This is a genomic window from Dolichospermum circinale AWQC310F, assembly GCF_000426925.1.
GTDB lineage: Bacteria > Cyanobacteriota > Cyanobacteriia > Cyanobacteriales > Nostocaceae > Dolichospermum > Dolichospermum circinale.
The window spans coordinates 16,838-38,426 of record NZ_KE384680.1 but is presented as its reverse complement, the minus strand read 5'-3'; the positions used below and the strand labels follow the sequence as shown (position 1 = coordinate 38,426).

The following is a 21,589-nucleotide window of genomic DNA, read 5'->3' as shown; positions in this document are numbered from 1 at the left end:
CCTCCAAAACACTATTATTGATTGGCCTGCATGAGATTAAATGACCAATGAAAACTAGGTTCAGGTAAAGAATGCAAATCATTAATTGTAATTGCTACATCCTGATTTTCAGCAGTTGTCAATGGAGAATTTTTACGTTTCGTGGAAAGTCCCATTTGTTTAAGTAAACGGTTAATATGACGATCACTAATTTTAATTCCCAACTCTTTAGCTAAATGTTTGCTCAACCATTGAGCCGTCCAATCACTAAAAGCATAGCCATATTCACGAGGACTACAATTCACTAATTCTTTCAATCTTTCAATATATTGATGATTAACAATCTTTGGTCTACCCAATGGCCGCTGATTCCATTTATGCGCCATACCCGCCTCAGCAATACCTGTCCAATACCTGGCCATTTCTTGAGAACAGCCTATGATTTCACAAATATGAGTTTGTGATTTTCCCATATCTGCTAACAACATTATCTCAATGCGTCGCCGATATTCTGGTTGTGAATTATTTTGTAAGTTTTTTAGCAAGGCCTTCCTCTGAAAAGGTGTTAAAAACTTACTTTCATAAGTATCGTAAATATTAACAACCTGATCTTGATGAGAATAAGATGACATAATTCTTACCAGTTGCCTTCTACTTTCAAATTTGCGCAAATCCATCTGTTACATCTATTGCTTAAATACAGATGCAAAAAATTTCACAGACATTTAGTATTTAATCTGTAGGATGTTTCATGAGTATTTATTTCTCCATATTTATGCAACATATTTATGCAACAAGTATAGCTGTTTTTCCCCCAATAAACAGCATTGTCTGCTAAAACACCTACAGATAAACTCCAATCATTTCTATCCCTAATACTAAATTTATTCCCATTAATTAATCATCGAAAAATCCACTTCAAGGATGATATTATTCCTAATTTAGATTTCCGGCTATTCATAAACACTGGTATTTATATTTATCAATCAAGACTAGACTATTTAAGTTCATGCAGTTTTAATTCCCCAATAATTACGACACACCTATTCCAAATATTGCAGCCTCAAAGTAGATAAGTTCAGGAAGGATGTAATCTATCTCTTACAGTAGCCTAAAATCAAAAAATTCTCATCAGCAAACTTTCTAAATATGAAATTGTCTGTCTGATAACTTAGCGTTAGCCCTTCAGTTTAGATAAAAAAGTGACAAAGCTTGGACTGTTATTTTTAAATTTTGCTATATCTTCTTTGAAAATTTATGTAAAAAATCAAATCTTTATCTAAACTTCATGATATCTTTACATAAAATTTATAGAGATTTCAATCAATAATATGTTTAGTAAATTCCCATGATCAAACTCTTGTGGTGCGGGCATCTTGCCCGCTAATATTTTACCTTAGATAAATGCACCACGCTGAATATTAGATAGGATGCGTCAAATCTTAAATATCTGCTTATTTGCAGGGTTTAAAAAATATGACACACATTACTAATATGCCAATTGCGTAAATCCTGATTTATTTAATTATTAAGAGACACAAGTGCTAGAAGCAATCAGCTTTTTGGGAAAAATATAGTCCGCCATGCACCTTTGTTTAGGCTGCTATTTCTAATTTATAAGATGTTACAAATGTATATTTACCATGCCGGCAGATAGGGATTCAGTAATTGCAGTTACCCATATTTCAGATCCTATTCTATTGAGTAACAAGCAATTACAGTATATTCAGCAACTATGCTGACTTTTTTTCCCTACTGTTAGCACGTGCTTCTGCTTTTTGCTTACCAGCTACTTCCAGATAAGCTATATCTTTAATCTTGCTTAAACAGCTAGAGGTCAGATTGCTTTCAGACTTGTCTGTGGTTGGTTTAGCAATTTTCAGACTTTCATTATTTTGTGAAGTGGACCTATTTGTGCGGGCATTTTCTTTCAATATGCGGTTATAAGTGCGATAAGGAATATAGTGCATCGGATTATAACCAACAAACCGCAACATTAAAACACAAGCCCAAGAATACTTACCTGCTAAAATCGCTTCGACTACTTGGTCTAATTGTTCAGGATGGATTTTCGGTCCTAAGTTGTTACCACTGCCAGCAATATCTTGATTCATAATCTTAGTTGTCTTTAAATTGAGTAAATTAGTCCAGTTTCTGCATTGCACTTGATAAATAGCCTCAGCTAAGTTGCTGGTGCGGGAATGACCGGAATCTATAGGTAATCAATTGCTGGCAGATGTTGAAGAAAGCAAAAACCCGTTTTAAAAGTACGGTACTTGATAACATGAATACATGATCGGTATGGAATTGAGAGAACTGCATCTCTAAATTTACCCGCTCAACTAAGCTTAAAAGCGCATTTGACCTGATGATTTTTTTCATAACCTGACCTGTGATTGAAAACCTGACTTTTTTTTAATTAATCAAGCTTCTGTACCGTTTTTGCCGTATATATCCTAGTTTTCTGGGCAGTTTTACAGTTTTCATTTAGTTGGTAAACCCTATTCCTTGTCTAAGTAATGTATATTAATCACTTTTAGGATTTAGGTTGGTACTTACTAATGAATCAAAGGTAAATATTTTCCTTTTGTCTGGTTTCTACTGAGAGAACTCGAATTTGACGTAGCTTTTCGTAGATACAGTTGTCTGCTGTTGAAACTTCCAAGGGTTAATCTTCTGCTTTTCCTTAGTTACTGCTGTATAACTTTTTACCATTACTTTTGTTGCTTCTCTGTAAAAGCTCACAATTGCTGGATGGAATCAGGAAAACCGTTGATTTTTCAATTTCAAAAGCCACATTTTTATTTATACTATTTTTTCTCGCTAATGTCATCTGCCAAACTAGCAAAATTTAAGTTAAATTTACTCAACTTATCTAGAGATTTACCCATCTCTTGTGCAGGTTTAAGTTTTGACCCCCCTGAGCAAAAAATGAGGGGTGTTACCCCCCACTTTAATCTCAATGGCGGATGCTATCATCGTTATGTAAAGCAAAAATACTAGCAATGTCTTCTATCTATGTTATTAGCATCTAGACAATGGCAAATACTATATATCTATCAACAAAAGATCCTATTTGTATTCAACAGTTTTTGATGTTTACAAAGTAGATTATTTATGAATTTTTTTAACAAAGTCTTTACTGCATAAGGATTACAAGGTTCTATGTCCTCAATAAATATCCTAAAAACAGGTGTAAATAACTGCTAAAAAAATAATTAAAGTATCGTTATTTTAATTTATTGTTAATGCCCAGATTGGGAATATTATTTTAATTTACTGGTAGATTTTTATTCAAATACAAAAATCCATCCGTTCATTTGTGAACAGGAAAAGCCGTATCAGCAGAAACATTTAGTTATTATCTCATTTATTTATGAGATAATATTGGCATTTAATTAAATAACAGACTGAGTAATTATCTATATATAAGTTATAGGAATAAGTGAGATTGCAGTGATAGTTATTAAACTGATTGAGTAGGAATAACTATTATTATTTAATATCAATTATTGCTGATGATTCTGATAGCGGAGTGTGGTGTTAGCTATGAAAAGCGGATACTTCGGTATATAAGCCAGGTTAAATAAGTATATTTAAGTAATTATAGAAATATGAAGACTTCTGAAAATCCCAGTATATAAATTGCTGCTGTTTGACTTTGGGAATACAAAAGTAAATTGCTTGACAAATAACAATGAAGAGGTTAAGGTATAACTCCCAAGGCTGTTGAAGTTTCTATAAATTTTTCAGTCATGGGAAAAGAATTGCAGGGTGATATACGCTGCACTTAGTCAAAGCTGAATTAAGATCAAAACTTTCATGATCTTCAAACTAACCGGGAACTTATAACTGAAAATAGGTGTCATAGATAGCAGCTGCATTTGAACCTGGCCAACCTGACCAAATAGATTGATAAAGCTGCTGCTGTCCTAGCCTTATTCATCTAGCGTGCAACTACTTGTATTCTTAGATGATTGAAGTCTACTGATAAATTCTGAATTTATTTCCAACTAGAGGAGAGAGTTTTTTTTAAGTAGATAACTTCAATCTTTTTATCTCCCATAACCCGAAATGAAGTAGGGAATTGGTGATTATTTTTTGCGAACCTGGGTAAAAAATGTACTTTGACAGATCATCGCTCAAATGTGCCATTATAGGCACAAACTCTGTAAAACACAATTACTGATTTCTGATTTTTCAGTGGCTTTGGGAGTGAAAATTAATAAAATTATACTTGAAAAGAACCCAGGAGGACAGGGGACACACTAGAGTAGGGGGGAGGATAAAAGTTTGAGATTTTTTGAGCAAACCCTGATTTAATTAGGGAAAAGAGACAGATTTTCCAACATAGGTTTTCAGATTAAAATTCCTTAACTCTTACCATTACTGATTTTTTCACTAAATTCCGGAAATAACAGGAAAATAAAAGAGCTTCAACGAATTAGAGTATCAGGACTTACGCAAAATCTCCGAAAAACTCTCTTTTATTCGTTTCCTTTGGGTCTGCGTGGTTTCTAATTCCGTGAATTGTGCGTAAGTCCTAAGAATACTAAAATTAACACATCAGCAAATAAATTCCCCAAATAGCCATAGCGCGGAGATAGGTACTAGCGCGGAAAGTAGCATTAGCGGTGATAGCTTCCGGGGTGCGAAATTGCAAACCATTGTCGTAAATTTGCCTGACCACAGCCTCAGTTAAGCGCATTGCTTCATTTTTCATGTCCATTTGCACCAGGAAGGCTGCTAGACCAAAATTAATTCCAGTCCAAACCTCCAGAGGGTGGGTAGAATGAGGATTTTCTGGTAAACCATTGGGAAGAACACCATTAGCAGCGCCAAATTTACCATTTTGGAACTTGAGAAAACAGGAATCATAGACAGTTTTCAAAGCAGACAAAGCGCGATCGCTGGGGACAATATCTGGTAAACTCAATAAACGAGCGTAGAATTGCCCACACAATTGATCAGCCATAACCACATCAGAACCACTTTCACTATCTAAACGGTAATACTTGCCATTCCAGAGCTTTTCTTGGTATACTGGTTTTGATTGATTTAACCAATGCTGATAAATTGATTTTTGTGTTGTTGTGTTTTGATGTTGTGATAAAATATCACAGATGGCAATAGCAGCTTCTAAAGCAGCTAACCACAAACCACCACAATAGGCGCTAACACCATTTAATCGCCAATCATCAAAAGTTTGGTCAGGTGCGCCAGAATTTTCCGGTATACTGTCCCCATCTAGATCAAATTTTTTCACATAATCGAGAGTTTGCACAATAGCATCCCAACAATCTGCTAAAAAGTCAAGATCATTAGCACCTGTCAACAAAAAATCTCGATATACCTGTAAAACAAAGTCACAACCTAAATCTTTCCAAAGATTGCAATCTTGATAACTAGTGTAATTGGTTTTTTCCCAAACGTGTTCATTGGGAGCGCCTAAATCGTGAGGTGTCGCACCTGCGACTTTACGAACTGCCAGGGGACTTTGAGATTTAATGGTGAGATAATAACCGATAATTCTAGTTGTATCATCACTTTGGGGAATTGCTCTAGCAAAGGCGCGAATTACTGATTTTTCCAGTTCAGGAAATAACATTAATAACCCAAAAGAACCATATAACCGCACATCTAGACTTTCATACCAACGGTAATCTAAACATTCTAACACAGCAAACTGACCAATGGGGTCAATTTCTGAGGCTGCATTCCAAAGAGTTCCTCCACTAGTTAAATCATAGAGTTCGTTGAACAAAGCCATTTTAAACCAGTTGGGTAAATCTGGTCTTTCTAAAATAGGATTTTGCCAATTTTGAATGTGCGATCGCCAATTATGATATGATTTGAGAGCAGTAGTAGCAATTTGCCAAGCATTCTCACCATTACACCCAAAAAAGTCCGTATATCTGCGGTAATAGTTCACTCCTGCGGCAAATTCTGTTACCGGAAAATCCCAACTGAGGACAAAGGGAACTTCTAAAGTTTCTCCTGGTTGTAAAGTCAAACGCACCGCAATTGCAGCGCCTAATCTAGAATTTTCATCTGCGGGAGTTTCATCTATATAATTAGGTAAAGAACCATTTTCCGAGAAACTTTGCCAAATATCTGCACCATTACCTAAACAATTAAAACGGGAATGATAAAATATTTCAACCTGGTTATTTTCCGGGTAATTTTTTGTCGTCGCAATACACCAAGTTCCGTCCCCTTCTTGAACAGTTTGATTATCAGAAACCTGACCGAAAACACAACCAAAATATTGATCATCTTCTGCTAAACAATTATAATTTCCTTGACTTTTTCCCCAGGCTGGCTGATATTCATAAACAGGACTACCATCATCTCTAACTCGCACTTCGGGAGATTTTAAAGTATTAGTAAACCAACCCACCATATTTTCCCAAGTTAGCATGATGCTAATAGTAATTGGTGCATTTGTGGGGTTGTGCGCTTTCCACAAAAAAACCGCCACAGGATAACTAGTTTCTTGATAATTATCTGCCCAAATTGGCGAAAATTGCTCACAGGTTAATTGAGTTTTGAAGACATTTTCATAAACAAACCAACTGCGAGGATAAAGTGCATGATAAGTTCCTGACCTCACCCCCAACCCCTCAAGGTCCACAGAGGAAGGTGGATACCATTGCCAAGATTGTAGTGTATCATCTTCTGGAGGTTGGGTAGATAATGCGTAGGCTTGGCCAGATTCAAAGATACTAAATTGACAAGCAGGAACAGTTTTGAAAGTATGTTCTCCCCCGTCAATGTGCCACAGGTTAAAGTCTCCCCGTGAGGAACGTCCTATACACCCTGCACCAAAGCCACCAAGGGGCATTCCGTGCCAGGGACCATCATCTATATTACTAGGATAACGGACGGTGTAGGGCTGATTCCAGCCTAGCCCAATGGGACGTTTCCAGGTGCAGGGAGGTATTTGGGGGTGGTTGGTCATGGTTGTGAAAATTACGTTTTTGATGTTAATGCAGGGTAGCTGTTTATGTGCTTTTTTTCAAGTAGTTATGAGGTTGTTTTTTTCTCACGCAGAGACGCAGAGGCGCAGAGAGGAAGAGGGGTTTTTGTTTCGCGCAAAGGCGTTAAGGTTTGGGTTATGGATAGGAATTTTATTTATTAGATATTTAATATGTGATAATATGAATGTTATTTCAATAAATGAAATAAGTCTATGATGACTCAAGTGATAAGGAAGTAGTAAAAATGTTGGCAAGTTACATTGATAAAGCAATGGAGTTAGCAGTTTATGAAATTGTTGAAGATGATGGTACTTATTGGGGTGAAATTCCCGATTTACAGGGAGTATGGGCAAATTATAAAACTTTAGAAGGTTGTCGGCGTGAGTTAAGAGAGGCGTTAAGTGATTGGTTGGCTTTGCGTTTACGTTTGGGGTTAGATATTCCTGTAATTGAGGATATTAATTTAAATCAAATTACACAATCTGTATAGAATGCATAGATTAACACCTGTTTCTTGGAATTATTTAGTTAAGCGTTTGCGTGAGTTAGGTTTTGAAGGACCTTATGCTGGTGGGAAACATCCACAAATGCGACGGGATGATTTAACTGTTATTATTCCTAATCCTCATGAGGGTGATATTAATGTAGGTTTGTTATCCAGGTTATTACGACAAGCTGGAGTTTCTAGAGAAGAATGGTTAGGAGGATAGAATAATTTTGTTAATAATGCTTGAAAACCCTATTGTACAACGATTTTATGAGAAAAAAATAACAGATTTAATAAAAATTGATATTGACTTTGATTTTATTTAATCTCTTGCTACATAATTAATTTAGGCAAGCATTAAGTATTAAGTTTTCATATCTAGTCTGGGAGAGCCTAATTTGCTTTTGTTCTCTCTTTGATGTATGTTTTATTCAAAATAACCCGGTTCATAGTCATACAAACGAAGTATGTATGTAGAAATAATCTCTGATTAGTAGCAGTTTCTAGTTCAATACATCCTGGGGTACGCTGAAGCATACCCCATAAAACTAACTAAGAAAGGTCTTTCAATTCAGCGGTACGAACTGAAAGTATTTGTGTTTGATTACCTCTTTGGACTTTTACCTGCAACGCTTGACCCAGAGTACTGTCTTCTACTATAGATTGTAATTGTTCCGCACTGGTGATAGCTTTATTGTCAATCTGCACAATCACATCTCCACGACGGATACCTGAAATTGCAGCGGGAGAATTAGGAACAACCCGCAAGACTAAAACTCCTTTGACTTCAGGAATCGTAAACATGGAGTTAGGATCACTGTTATTTTGTTTTGCTAATTCTGGTGTTAATGTCACCATTTGTACACCTAAGTAGGGGTGAGCTACTTTACCATTGCGTTGTAATTGAGTAGCGATCGCTTTAGCTTTGTCAATAGGAATTGCAAAACCAATACCCATGGCATCAGCGCGAATTGCTGTATTAATTCCAATTACTTCTCCTAAACCATTTAATAATGGTCCACCAGAGTTACCAGGGTTAATCGCTGCGTCGGTTTGAATGAAGTCTAACCGTTTATCGCTGATACCAACTTGAGCGCTAGAACGTTTTAAGGTGCTGACAATGCCCAGAGTAACGGTATTATCAAATCCTAACGGATTACCAACAGCGATCGCCCAATCTCCCACCTGAACATTACGAGAAGAACCTAAAGGTGCTACGGGTAAATCATTACCAGCATTAATCTTAACTACAGCCAAGTCTGTAACTTCATCAATACCACGGACTTTACCTTCAAAAGTGCGACCATCTTTCAGACGGACTGTGACTTTATCAGCTTTGTCAACTACGTGAGCATTGGTAAGAATGACACCGCTTTTGTCAATAATAAAACCAGAACCTAAACCCCGTAACTGTTCGGTCGGTGATTGTTGGGGAAAACTATCACCAAAAAACCGCCGAAAAAAGGGATCTTCCATAAAAGGATCATTGCGGCGCGTAATTGTTCTTTCTGTATCAATTCTTACTACCGCTGCTCCAACGCGATTCACTGCTGTTGTCACAAAACTATGACCACCAATCGCAGCCGCAGCGGAAGATGGCTTTTGAGCCACTTTTGTTAATGACTCCGTGACAGGGTTAGGACTAGGTTCTGCTACTGAAGGTAACACCCGCAAGGAGGTAACAGTTAACAGCACTCCCATAAAAATCGCTAAAATATGAGTACTGAGTTGTCGGATAGACGGGGATATTTGGGGAAATCGCATAATCACAACCTAATCTACAAGCCTAATTTTTGCTGTTTCTTGATAAATCTATCTACAGTTATTTTTACAGATCAGATTCACAATTTCTGTTTATTGACATTTTGACTCAATTTTAAGTTTCTTTGATGTTGTGGAATCTATTTTTTTCAAGCTAAAATACTAGTTAATGCCAAAATGCCAAAACAAATATCAGTATAATAGCATGAATAATGGAGCAAACCCACTAACTAACGAATCCCTAGCTACATTAGAGCCAGGAGACCATTCACACCATCACAATCATACAGATCATACACATTCTCATGTCCACAGTGAAGAGTCTTTACGGCGAATTATTAACCGACTTTCGCGCATAGAAGGCCATGTACGTGGTATTAAAAATATGGTACAACAAAATACTTCATGTCCTGATGTATTATTACAAATTGCGGCTGTCCGTGGTGCATTAGATAAGGTAGCACGCATTGTGCTAGATGAACATTTAACTGAGTGTATCGCTAGGGCTGCCCAAGAAGGTAATATGGAATCGGAAATTGAACAATTAAAAGCTGCTTTAGATAGATTTTTACCTTAATTCTTAACTTTTAATTGCGGTATCTATGACTGGGAATCAATATCAATTTCACTATTTTTTAAATCAAAATGCACATAAACCAATAATTTTATTTTTACATGGTTTTATGGGTAATATTTATGAATTTGATCAAGTTATAAAATTACTATTTGATGATTTTTCCTATCTGATTATTGATTTACCTGGACATGGAAAAACTCAGGTTTTAGATGATGAATACTATACCATGCCATCTACAGCCACGGCCATTATACAATTATTAGATCAATTAAAAATTGACCAATGTTATTTAATTGGTTATTCTCTGGGAGGAAGATTAGCTTTATATCTCACTCTCCATTTTCCCAGTAGGTTTATTAAGGTTATTTTAGAATCTGCTTCTCCTGGTTTAGCAACAGAAATGGCCAGGTTAGCTAGAATTAAAAGTGATGCTCAAATAGCTAGGAAATTAACGAGAATGATCAATAAAGATGATTTTTATCACTTTCTCAATAATTGGTATCAACAACAGGTTTTTGGAAACATTAAAAATCATCCTCAATATCAATTTATGATCGCAAGTAGATTAACAAATCATCCCCCAAATTTAGTCAAATCATTGCAGTTTATGGGAACAGGTTCTCAACCTTGTTTATGGGAATTACTCACAGAAAATACTATTCCTCTCCTATTATTGGTGGGAGAAAAAGATCAAAAATTTATTGATATTAATACAGCAATAACTGAAAAATGTAAGTTTGCTAAATTACAAATAATTCATGATGTTGGACATAATATTCACCTGGAAAATACTTTAGCATTTGTGCAGAATATTCAATATTTTTTCTCCCCTTCTTCTAATTTTGCATAACTGCATTCAACAACAATTCAGCCCCGAAACGAATGGGATCTGTACAAGGTAGTCCGGTTTCTGTTATGATTTGGGCGATCGCATTTTTTGCCTCTAATTCCTCTAAATTCCTGGTATTTAAAGCTATACCCACCACATTAACGTTCCCAAAAGCACCAGCACCACGGGCAACGATTTCATACATTTGGATCACTTCCGGTAATGGGGGAATCGGTATACTGGGATTATTACGGTTGTGAGTTTGTCCTGCTTGATGCACTAATATTAAATGTGTAGGTTGAGAACCGCGAATTAACGGTAAAGTTGCCGTTGAACCGGGGTGTAAAAGAGAACCTTGTCCTTCAATTTGCAGAATGTCGTAATGTTGACCAAAACGCATGACTAACTGTTCCACCGCACCAGCCGCAAAGTCTACCCGCACAGCATCTAAAGCCACCCCTTCTCCTTCCAACATTAACCCAGTTTGACCAGTAGCTAAAAACTTAGAACGTAAACCCCATAATTTAGCCGTTCGATGTAATTCTAGACTAGTGGACATTTTTCCAATGGACATATCTGTTCCCACTGTCAAAACTCGGCGACAGGGTAAAGTTCGCGCCAGACCAGATGCTACATCTAAATTGGCTGGTTCTCTCCGTACATCCCAAATTAATTGTCCTGGTTTGAGGAGGGCATTTAATTCAGGTATATTCGCTAGGGGTGTATGTAATCCATTTACCAAGGACATTCCAGCTTTGAGAGCATCTTGAATATCAGCCCAATAATCATCAGGAACAGCACCACCTTTGGGAGCAATCCCAATTACTAAAACTTCCGGCTTATACTGTAATGCTGCTGTTATAGATGCCACAATTGGCACATCTCGTTGAATACCTGTTAACTCTACTAAAGATTTACCTACAGATTCTCTGTCAATTACAGCCACAATAGGGGATTCACTATAGCGTAAAATTGATAACCCTGTTTTTCCTTTAACTCCAGTAATTCCCTCATGGAGAAGAATTGCTATTTTTTGATTAAGCGACAGACGCACTGTATTTTACTCCTAAACCAGGTAAATTATTTGGCAAAACTCTCCCATTTTCTACCAGCGCACCGCTAAAAGGATCATCAATTAAATTCAAATGACTATCTAAATCCAAATAATCAGCTAGTGGTGCAAGTTGTAAAGCGGCGGTATTAGCCAGAGAACTATCAGAATAGCAGCCAAACATCACTTGTAAATTATGAGCTTTGGCTGTATGTACCATTCGCATGGCCTCGGTAATTCCCCCAGATTTCATTAACTTAATATTAATTCCATCTACATTATCAGCTAATTGGGGAATATCCGCACTAGTAAAACAACTTTCATCCGCAAAAATGGGTAAGGGGGAATGTTTTTTCAACTTAGCTAAATTTGCTTCTTCACCTCTTGCTAAGGGCTGTTCTATGTATTTTATCCCTAAATCAGCTAACCAACTACACATATTAATAGCATCTGCTAAATTCCAACCTCCGTTAGCATCAACAAATACATCTTTTTTCCCTGTCGCTTCCCGTACGGCTAAAAGCATTTTTTGATCTGCTTCTATTCCTTGAGTTGAACCTAATTTGACTTTGAATAACTGCACATCCATAAATTGTAACCAGTCTTGGGTTCTGGCTTTAGCACCTGCTGGGGAATTAATCCCAATTGTTACCGATGTTGATACTATAGCACTTTTATTTAGTCCCCAAAGTTGCCACAAAGGTAAACCTAAGCGCTTACCCAGCCAGTCCTGTAATGCCATATCTAAGGCTGCTTTCACAGCAGAAGGAATTTGCATTTGTTCTAATAGTGACTCAATTTCCTGTCTTTGCCAAGGGCTAAATTTCTGACATATAGGTATAATTTGCTCTATAGTATTTATAATTTGCTCAGTAGTTTGTCTGCAATTACCCACCCCAAAGGGAGATGCTTCCCCCCAACCCTCAATCCCTTCTTGTACGATTTTTAACCATACATTTGTTGTTTGTGCTGTTGTTCCGCGACTAATTGTTAAGGGAAATCGTTTATTAACGGTAAAGGGTTGAAAATTAATTTGCATAAGTATATAAAATCGGGAAAAGGAGTATATTAAGAATCAAGAAAAGCCGTCCTAGAAGGACGGGGCTTGTATCCCATATTTTCGGTCATGAAATTATGAATAATTTACAGAAATGGCAAATACTAAGCTCAAAAATGGTCATAGATGAGCCAATGTGTCAAATTCGACAAGATCAGATAGAATTGCCAAATGGTAAAATCATAGACGACTATTTTATCAGTATAAAACCAGATGTTGCCATAATTTTACCCATTACTAAAAATCAAGAGATTATTTTTGTGCGTCAATATAGACACGCTATAGGGGAATTTGTCATGGAACTTCCTGCGGGTAGGTTTGACGTAAATACAGAAAATCCAGAAAGCGCAGCAGTCAGGGAATTACGCGAAGAAACGGGCTATTGGGCAGAAGATGTGCGAAAAATCGCAACGCTTTATGATAAACCGAGTAAAGACACTAATCAAATACATTTATTTTTAGCGGAAAATGTGGTGAAAGTAGGAGAACAACAAAATCTGGATATTACTGAGGAAATAGAAGTAATTTTAATTCATGTAAATTCAGTATTTAAGTGCATTGCTGAAGGTGAAATCTCTGTAACTTAGAACTCGCGGCTCTTTTCTTGGGTTTAAGCAATAGGTCTTCTATTCTTCCTAGTACAATATAAGCTGTTACCTGTCACCTTCTGTCTTATCACCTGTTAATAATCAAGTCTGGCAGTTACACTAGATCAGGAAACTGTAATTTCTAGATATGACAAGTTCTCAGAAAAACAGGCGTAAAGGATAACTATTATGAAAAATTTGCACAAAAATTTTTTGATGAAACAGCATTTATCAGGTTCATCTTCAACTCATGTTTTAACTGGTATGATAGCTGCTGGGTTGGTGATGTTACCTGGTATAGTTGGTTCTAGTCCCGTTTTAGCGCAGCAAAAAACAGAGCGTAATTCTTTAACTTATGGGGAGTTAATTCAGAAGGCGGATAAAGGCGAAGTTAAAAAGGTAGAATTAGATCAAACTGAGCAGATAGCTAGGGTTTATTTAACTGGACAAAAGCCAAATACACCTCCTTTACAGGTGCGCCTTTTAGAGCAAAATCCAGAATTAGTGAATAAACTTAGGGAAAAAAATGTTGATTTTGGTGAGGTTTCCTCCGCTGGAAACAGGGTTGCTGTGGGGTTGTTAATTAATCTCATGTGGATTTTACCCCTGGTGGCTTTAATGATATTATTCCTGCGTCGTTCTGCGAATGCTTCTAACCAAGCCATGAGTTTTGGTAAATCTCGCGCCCGCTTTCAAATGGAAGCAAAAACCGGGGTCAAATTTGCTGATGTCGCAGGAGTGAATGAAGCTAAAGAAGAATTAGAGGAAGTTGTGACTTTCTTAAAACAGCCGGAAAAATTTACCGCTGTAGGTGCGAAAATTCCCAAGGGTGTGTTACTAATTGGACCGCCGGGAACTGGGAAAACTCTACTAGCAAAGGCTATTGCGGGTGAAGCAGGTGTACCTTTTTTCAGTATGTCTGGTTCAGAATTTGTAGAAATGTTTGTTGGTGTGGGTGCTTCCCGTGTGCGAGATTTGTTCAAAAAAGCTAAGGATAATGCTCCCTGTATCATTTTTATTGATGAAATTGACGCGGTAGGTAGACAACGGGGTGCGGGTATTGGTGGGGGAAATGATGAACGAGAACAAACTCTTAACCAGCTATTAACGGAAATGGACGGTTTTGAGGGAAATACGGGGATTATTATTATTGCTGCTACTAACCGCCCTGATGTTCTAGATTCGGCTTTGTTACGTCCAGGACGCTTTGATAGACAGGTGATTGTGGACGTTCCAGATTTGAAGGGAAGAGAGGAAATTTTGACAGTCCATGCTCAAAATAAGAAAATTGACCCTAGTGTATCATTAGCGGCGATCGCCCGACGAACTCCTGGGTTTACTGGTGCTGACTTAGCTAATTTACTGAATGAAGCTGCTATTTTGACAGCCAGAAGACGCAAGGAAGCAGTCACCGATTTAGAAATTGATAATGCGATAGATCGAGTAGTTGCGGGTATGGAAGGAACTGCTTTAGTAGATAGCAAAAGTAAACGCCTCATTGCTTATCATGAAGTGGGACACGCTTTGGTAGGTACGTTGGTTAAGGATCATGATCCTGTGCAAAAAGTCACTTTAATTCCCAGAGGACAAGCATTAGGTTTAACTTGGTTTACTCCCAATGAAGAACAGGGTTTAATTTCCCGTTCCCAGATTTTAGCGCGAATTGCGGCAACTTTGGGCGGTCGTGCAGCGGAGGAAATCGTTTTTGGTCAAGCAGAGGTGACTACCGGTGCGGGAAATGATTTACAACAGGTGACTAATATGGCTCGACAAATGGTAACAAAGTTTGGAATGTCTGATTTAGGTCCAGTTTCTTTGGAAAATCAAAATAATAATGAGGTATTTTTAGGCCGGGACTGGATGAATAAATCTGAATATTCGGAGGAAATTGCTGCTAAAATTGATGCTACAGTTCGGGAAATTGTCAGCAAATGCTATATTCAAGCTAAGGAAATCATCCAGGAAAACCGTTTAATTTTGGAGCGGGTGGTTGATTTGTTGATAGAACAAGAAACTATTGACGGTGATGTTTTTCGGAAAATTGTCGCTGATAATACTGCAATTCAACTAAAAACTAATGAGCCGGTAGCCGTACCTTATTAATTTAGATAATTCTTGTAGAGACGTTCCATGGAACATCTCTACTTTTTTCTGATTAAGAAAAACATCAAAAAGATTGTTCCAGAACTTTTTTAAATGGTGGTTTAACATTGTAATTAGCAGGAATTTTATCTCCCACTATTACCTCAATAACTGTATATGCAAGATCGTGAAAAAATGATCTACAAGATCCAATTTCTCCAAATGTACCCCATTTAAAAGAAATTTCACCAGAACCAAATATTGAACTAATTCCCGGTTCTTGCAGTTTCAATTTTGCACCATTAAAAACACTATCTGCATATTCTTCTGGTATCCCAACTCTCACCACATCTAATGATAATGCAAGGGAAGAATTAACTTCTCTTTCCACTTCAGTGGAAACTGCTACTTTCAAGACTAATTTACCCGAATCATTTGGCTCAAATGTAGCCCCCAAGCAGCCATATAAAAACCTAGCCCCTAGAGGTGCTAATATCTCTATCATTACTTCTTTTTTAGAGAATAAACCCATCTTTGCACTTTCAAGGATGACCTCTATTTTTTCATCTACAACAGGATAGAAAACAGGTCGAAAATCTCCAGGAAAATAAAATGATTCGTTATTCCAAATCCGAGCTTTTCCGGTGATACCTAAATCTAATACTTTGATCATGAGTCAATCCCCCAAGCTTTTCGCCAATTTCTGTTAAAATCTTCTGGGTAAGCTTTAATTACTTCAGGATGATATAAACTGTATGGTGATACACTATAATATGCTATGGCCATAGAATGTGCCGTATACCAATCATAACCTTTTTCCATGAGTTCTGCTTCTTTTAGTTCATGAAAGTAAAAACTAGCATCAGAATTACATATTTTCTGTCCCAAATCTAAAGCTGTTTGTAGTCTATCAATCATGTTTTGGTTGGGTAAGAACTCATTAAACTTACTGATATGTTTTCTGACTATATCAACTTTCTCATATTCAACATCATACTCTTGATTAGTTAATGTTCCAAAAAACATTTCATCAGAATTTACAGACAAAAGAACGACTCACTTTTACCTAACTTAATTGCACTATCTCAGGATCAGCATAAATAATAACCGTACTTTACACAAGGCATTCCCTAACCAGTCCATAAAAATCTCCCCATGGTGGGATTTAGTGACAGATAAACGCTAAAATTAGCAATTGGAGAGTTAAACTATGCTATGTTTGATATATTGCCTTTTCGCTTTGAAATAGATAAAGTTGCGATCGCTGGTACTTGTTTATGGGCTTTAGCGTTATATTTGAGTTTTTCACAGGTTAGAGAATGGGTAACGACACAACTCAACCGCTGGTTTAATTTTGCTGAACGTTTCCTATACACTAGTCAATCAGAATTTGACAAGACTCGTCCAGCCAGAGAAGCGCAAAATTCCTTTTATGCTTCACTATTTAGCATTTTCCCCTTTTTAATATTTGGTGGTTTATCTAACTGGATTTTAGATATCAGTTTAGGTAATAGCTGGGGAGTTAGCACTGGAATACTTGTTTGTATGGGTGCTGGTGTATATGAATTAGGACGCAGACAAGGGGAAGAATAAATTTAAGTTTATGTACTTTGAATACTTTCAATCATAGTTATTTCTGCATCAGTTAATTCATAGAGTTCATAAACTAATTGATTGATTTGTCTATCAGTGGCTTGAATTTGTTGCTGAATCATTCTTTTGGCTGGGGGTGTGTTTGCTTGATTGAGTTGTTGATAAAGATCAAGCATTTGTTGTACTAAATTAACAATTAAATCATGTTTTTGCTTTTCTGTAATTTGAGAATTATCAATAATTTTAATCGGAAGATTGCGAATAAACCGAGATTCAAAACTATAGTAACCACCTCTCATTGATGTAGATGATTTTTTGAGATAAAATTCTAGGACTTGACTATTTAACAATCCTAAAATGTATTCCCATGAATAAATAGATTTAACTAAAATTCCATATCCTCCAGCGACACCACCCGTAAAAAAGATATTCCCTGTTTTATCCCATGTAAATGATGAACCAGTCGCAATATCAGGAGTAAATATTTTTGGTAAAGCCATGACATTTAAAGCTTGAAATCTACTATATCCATACCAATTTTCTCCTAACATTTTACTATTTTCTCTACTTTCTAAATAATCTTTATTATCTAGTAAATAATTCCAGGTTAAAGGATATTCTTTCTCAAAGGTATTCATAGAAATTAATTCCATGGAATCATTATTTTTAAGCATATAGGGAAAAATAATCAACTTATTAGTTTTAGACAAAAAATATCTTTTACTATCACCACCTTTAATCAAAGGATGTAGTAAATTAGATTCTAACCAGTATGCTATTTGTTTTTGTTTTGAAAAAACCTGGATTAAATTATCTTCTCGTGATAATTCTTCGACGATATATATTTTATCAGCACCAGTTTTAATTCCTTGAAAAATCCTTTCTGTTACATCTTCTAGTCTAGATTTAATTTGTTGTAATTTTGCAAATAACTTAGCATCTTCTCCCAGGATAAAATTCCATGCTAACCCAGAAACTAACGAATGATTAATAATTCCTGTTTGACTATTATGATTATTTTTCCAATCTATTAAATCAGTAACTTTTTCCATTTCTAAATTAGATTGTTCTGATTTTCTCAAGAAAAGCAAACAAGTATAAGTTGAAACTTTTAGAAACACTTGTTGATCTCCAAAATGCACTACTTTATGAAGATATTTACCTTCAGCAATTAATTTTCTGATAGATTCCCCATATTGAGCATTAAAAAACTTATGGGGTAAAATAAAACCTAAATAGCCATCTTTTCTTAATAGTTCTAATCCCTTTTCCACAAAGACAACATAAATATCATAGTTTCCCTTACTAGCAGAAACATACTGTTGTTTATAAAATTCAACTTCTAAAGCAGCCCATTCTTTTAAAGCTTGGATTCTAATATAGGGAGGATTACCAATAACTACATCAAAACCACCTCGTTTCATAATAGCAGAAAAAGCTGATTTCCAGTCAAAAATATTAACTCTATAAGCCGTATTTTCGTCTAAAAAATTTAATTGAGTATGTTGATAAAATTCTCCGTCTATCAAGGTATTACCACACTGAATATTATAATCTAAATCAGGTAAAGCCCGTTCTTTAAATAACTGTAATTGTCTGGTAATTGTTTCTCCTGATTCTCCTTCTAATACCTTTAATAACAAAGATAGTTTAGTTGTTTCTACCGCTTGTTGATCAATATCAACACCATAAATATGAGTTAATAAAATTTGCTTTCTCTCACTTGCGGTTAAACGCCATTGATGATCTGAAATTTGGTAGAACTTATTTTTGTATTTCTTGGGATTTTGCAGATATTGTTCCAAATACCAATCTAGGATAAATTGATAAGCCACAATTAAAAAAGAACCAGAACCACACGCAGGATCAAGAATTGTTATATCTTGGATTTTTTCTGGTTTCTTATTTTCTAAAACCTTACCAATAGTTTGTTTAATAATATAATCAACAATATAACTAGGAGTATAATAAACACCTCCAGCTTTTCTTACTTCCGGTTTATCTTCAATAACTGCTTGACGACTTGCAGATATTTGAATGACTTTACCTAAAAATTGTTCATAAACTTGTCCTAAAATTTCCACAGGAATCACAGAAAATTCATAAGGACTTTCTGGAGGATAAAGTTTTCTAATAATTAATGTTAAAATAGCATCATCTATAGTTAAATTCAAAGTAAAATCATCAGGATTTTCTCGTCCTTTTTCACCTTGAAAATGGAATAAACCCGAATTATAGCGATAATCTGCATTGATAAATAACCGCCCTAATTCTTGATAAAAATTTTCCAACTTTAATAAATTATATAACTGTTGATAAGGTTCAATTCCTCTATCTTCACAAATGCGTAAAAAGACAATTCTATTAATCGTCATTTGCACAGCAAAATTTAACTCTCTTTGTTGAATTTGGGGATTTTTCCAAACAATATTAGCAGCTAAATTTTCTCGCCAAATTTCAATTTCTTGGAGAAATTTTTGATCAACAGTAATCCCAGCTTTAACTTTGGTTTCTGCAAATCTTTCTAAAGAACCATTTAAGACAGCTTCCTTAGAAAAAAGATCATAAATCTCTTGCCATTTTTCCACATATTTTGTATAATGAAAATGTTTGATTCTCGCTATCAATGGAGAATCATTTTTATTTGGCATAATTCGACAATCATAAACTGCAAATTCTTCAAAATCTGTTAAAATGCTTAAAGGTAATTTTGCAGACCAGCCATAACGTCTGACTTGAAAAGCCGCACTCATATTATTACCAACATTAACAGCGGGTTTTTTCGCTTCCACAAAAAACTTTCTTGTTCCCCCAACCCAAAAACTATAATCAGGTGCTTTGGCTTTGTTTGCGTCGCTAATTTTTAAAGAATCTTCATGAACAACGTCTTTATAAATATCAGAAATTTGTCGTTCATTATTAATATCCCACCCTAAAGCAGCAAAAAAAGGATTAATAAATTCAATTCTAGTTTGTGTTTCATTAATTCCTCCCGCACGATACTCTTCTATCGAAGAGTGAAAATGTTCAACAAGTTGAATAATAATATCAGGTGCTTTCATAGCTGAAAAAATCTTAGTTTTATATAAGTCTATAATAACTCTTTTTTCACCAAAATTGCCAACTTTTTCGCAGCCCCACCTTCACCCCTCACACTGCGTAATTTATGACGAATAGCCTCTAATTTCTCTGGATTTTTTAACAAATCTAGAACCATTTCTCCCACTTCCTCTGGTTGCAATTTACCTACTAATTCTGGTACAATTTCTGCTTGCGCCCAAATATTTGGCCAAGCTAATAAACCCTTATTTTTTGACATCCACCAATTAATTATTTTAGCAAAAAAAGAGCCTAATATCGGTAAATTCGCTAATATTCCTGGTAAACCATCCCAAGAACGCATTGCATCTAATTGTTGCATGGGTAATAATACAATCATGGGTACTGCTAACGCTCCTAATTCTGCGGTATTTGCACCAACTGTAGTTAAACAAATGGAACATTGAGACAATAAATGATAAGCGGGATTTTCTTGTTTTAATTCTACTGTTAAACCTGTAGAAGTTAGGAAATAATTATCTATTAAATCAGCACCTTGAAAATTAAATACTTTTGTAAATGGGTTATTCTTAGGATTTGCAAAACTGGCTAAAGTTGGTAGATCTAAAGTTGGCGCAACAGGAATAAAAAACTTTGTCTGAGGTAATTGACTGTGAATATATTCAGCAATAGCTAAAGTTAAAGGTACACCTTGAGTTAACTTCGCTGATTTTGAACCTGGTAGAAGTCCAATAATGTTAAAGAATTGGGAACTTTCAATTTTAGATGTGATTTCATTCTCTGCTGGTTCTAACATTAAATCACCAACAATAGTAAATTTATCTGCATATTTTGGAGAAACATTTTTTGCAACTTGTGCTTTCATAATGGCGAATTTATCTATAAAATTGTGCCAACGTGCTTCCCATTCCGCATAAACTACTGTTTTATATCCTAACTTTTTACCAAAAATAACGGGAAAAATTTGATCACCACCTAAAAATATAACCACACCTTGATTTCTCCATTGCCAATTTTCAGCGGTTTTTCCCCACAGTAAAAATTGCCAGAAATGTTCTGGTGCTTGAACTCTATCAACCTCTGGATAACCCAAAGCTATAGCAGTTTCTTTACCACTAGCATGAGGACAAGGTGATAATATTACAGAAATTCTGACCTGAGAAATATCATGTCCTAATTGTTCTCTCAATGCTTTAACAACAGGACGTACCCAGGTTGTTACCTCCCCAGGTCCATTGGAAAGAATTAGAATATCTACTGGAGTCATTTAATTATTACCTCATCAGCTATAAAATATGATTATACTGGTATAATGAATCAAAAGAACAAAACGGAATCTATAAATTAGAATCTCAATGAGATATAGTGACAAAGTATCTAAAGTTTTGTATCATAGTTAATCAAATTCATCACAAAATCAAATAACAATTAGCTTTTAACAGATTAAGGTCATTATCCCTGTAAATAGATGGATAATGACCTTTGGAAACCCACTCAGTATGGAAAGATCCTTATTTGTCAATACAATGAATTACCAAATTATCTT

16 protein-coding genes and 1 pseudogene are annotated in these 21,589 nt (G+C 35.7%); 7 read left to right on the top strand and 10 right to left on the bottom strand.

Going from position 1 to position 21,589, the window contains the following annotated elements; genetic code table 11:
• Positions 1-14: 14 nt before the first annotated feature.
• The 3 genes from ACIR310F_RS0110710 to ACIR310F_RS0110695 form a co-directional block, all read right to left on the bottom strand.
• Positions 15-611 carry a helix-turn-helix domain-containing protein gene (locus ACIR310F_RS0110710; protein ID WP_028083831.1) on the bottom strand — a complete coding sequence of 199 codons (597 nt, stop codon included), beginning with the start codon at positions 609-611 and terminating at the stop codon, positions 15-17.
• Between the two features lie 1,101 nt (positions 612-1,712).
• Positions 1,713-2,093: a HetP family heterocyst commitment protein gene (locus ACIR310F_RS0110705; protein ID WP_028083830.1), complete on the bottom strand. Its 381-nt coding sequence runs from the start codon at positions 2,091-2,093 to the stop codon at positions 1,713-1,715.
• 2,444 nt (positions 2,094-4,537) lie between these two features.
• A complete protein-coding gene (locus tag ACIR310F_RS0110695) occupies positions 4,538-6,940 on the bottom strand; it encodes a GH116 family glycosyl hydrolase (RefSeq protein ID WP_028083829.1) in 2,403 nt (800 codons plus the stop codon).
• 263 nt (positions 6,941-7,203) lie between these two features.
• Between ACIR310F_RS0110695 and ACIR310F_RS0110685 the strand changes: the two genes are divergently transcribed.
• Positions 7,204-7,449: a type II toxin-antitoxin system HicB family antitoxin gene (locus ACIR310F_RS0110685; protein ID WP_028083827.1), complete on the top strand. Its 246-nt coding sequence runs from the start codon at positions 7,204-7,206 to the stop codon at positions 7,447-7,449.
• A 1-nt stretch (position 7,450) separates the two neighbouring features.
• Positions 7,451-7,669: a type II toxin-antitoxin system HicA family toxin gene (locus ACIR310F_RS0110680; protein ID WP_028083826.1), complete on the top strand. Its 219-nt coding sequence runs from the start codon at positions 7,451-7,453 to the stop codon at positions 7,667-7,669.
• 329 nt (positions 7,670-7,998) lie between these two features.
• Here ACIR310F_RS0110680 and ACIR310F_RS0110675 read toward each other — a convergent pair whose 3' ends face one another.
• On the bottom strand, positions 7,999-9,210 hold the full coding sequence (locus tag ACIR310F_RS0110675) for an HhoA/HhoB/HtrA family serine endopeptidase (protein ID WP_028083825.1): 1,212 nt from the start codon (positions 9,208-9,210) through the stop codon (positions 7,999-8,001).
• 202 nt (positions 9,211-9,412) lie between these two features.
• Between ACIR310F_RS0110675 and ACIR310F_RS0110670 the strand changes: the two genes are divergently transcribed.
• Together ACIR310F_RS0110670 and menH are read left to right on the top strand one after the other, a co-directional pair.
• Positions 9,413-9,784, top strand: coding sequence for a metal-sensing transcriptional repressor (locus tag ACIR310F_RS0110670; protein WP_028083824.1), 372 nt, complete (start codon positions 9,413-9,415; stop codon positions 9,782-9,784).
• Positions 9,785-9,809: 25 nt separating this feature from the next.
• Entirely contained in the window at positions 9,810-10,634 is an 825-nt protein-coding gene (gene menH / locus ACIR310F_RS0110665; RefSeq protein WP_028083823.1) for a 2-succinyl-6-hydroxy-2,4-cyclohexadiene-1-carboxylate synthase, read from the top strand.
• Here menH and ACIR310F_RS0110660 read toward each other — a convergent pair.
• Positions 10,621-11,667: a DUF1611 domain-containing protein gene (locus ACIR310F_RS0110660; protein WP_028083822.1), complete on the bottom strand. Its 1,047-nt coding sequence runs from the start codon at positions 11,665-11,667 to the stop codon at positions 10,621-10,623. The genes menH and ACIR310F_RS0110660 overlap by 14 nt on opposite strands.
• On the bottom strand, positions 11,651-12,703 hold the full coding sequence (locus tag ACIR310F_RS0110655) for a dipeptide epimerase (protein WP_028083821.1): 1,053 nt from the start codon (positions 12,701-12,703) through the stop codon (positions 11,651-11,653). The genes ACIR310F_RS0110660 and ACIR310F_RS0110655 overlap by 17 nt, the downstream gene beginning before the upstream one ends.
• A gap of 95 nt (positions 12,704-12,798) precedes the next feature.
• Here ACIR310F_RS0110655 and ACIR310F_RS22135 point away from each other — a divergent pair.
• Positions 12,799-13,370, top strand: a pseudogene (locus ACIR310F_RS22135) (NUDIX hydrolase).
• Positions 13,371-13,497: 127 nt separating this feature from the next.
• A complete protein-coding gene (gene ftsH / locus ACIR310F_RS0110645; RefSeq protein ID WP_028083820.1) occupies positions 13,498-15,411 on the top strand; it encodes an ATP-dependent zinc metalloprotease FtsH in 1,914 nt (637 codons plus the stop codon).
• A gap of 64 nt (positions 15,412-15,475) precedes the next feature.
• On the opposite strand, the gene ACIR310F_RS0110640 is transcribed toward ftsH, so the two are convergent.
• Both ACIR310F_RS0110640 and ACIR310F_RS0110635 read right to left on the bottom strand, forming a co-directional pair.
• A complete protein-coding gene (locus tag ACIR310F_RS0110640; RefSeq protein ID WP_028083819.1) occupies positions 15,476-16,063 on the bottom strand; it encodes a hypothetical protein in 588 nt (195 codons plus the stop codon).
• Entirely contained in the window at positions 16,060-16,437 is a 378-nt protein-coding gene (locus tag ACIR310F_RS0110635) for a hypothetical protein (protein WP_231387485.1), read from the bottom strand. The genes ACIR310F_RS0110640 and ACIR310F_RS0110635 overlap by 4 nt, the downstream gene beginning before the upstream one ends.
• Before the next feature lie 168 nt (positions 16,438-16,605).
• Here ACIR310F_RS0110635 and ACIR310F_RS0110630 point away from each other — a divergent pair, with 168 nt between their 5' ends.
• The gene (locus ACIR310F_RS0110630; RefSeq protein WP_028083817.1) at positions 16,606-16,983 is read left to right on the top strand and encodes a hypothetical protein; all 378 of its coding nucleotides are present in this window, start codon (positions 16,606-16,608) and stop codon (positions 16,981-16,983) included.
• Positions 16,984-16,991: 8 nt separating this feature from the next.
• Here the strand turns inward: ACIR310F_RS0110630 and ACIR310F_RS0110625 are convergent, their stop codons facing one another.
• On the bottom strand, positions 16,992-20,045 hold the full coding sequence (locus ACIR310F_RS0110625; RefSeq protein ID WP_028083816.1) for an Eco57I restriction-modification methylase domain-containing protein: 3,054 nt from the start codon (positions 20,043-20,045) through the stop codon (positions 16,992-16,994).
• A 29-nt stretch (positions 20,046-20,074) separates the two neighbouring features.
• On the bottom strand, positions 20,075-21,310 hold the full coding sequence (locus ACIR310F_RS0110620) for a glycosyltransferase family protein (RefSeq protein WP_028083815.1): 1,236 nt from the start codon (positions 21,308-21,310) through the stop codon (positions 20,075-20,077).
• Positions 21,311-21,589 lie beyond the last annotated feature (279 nt).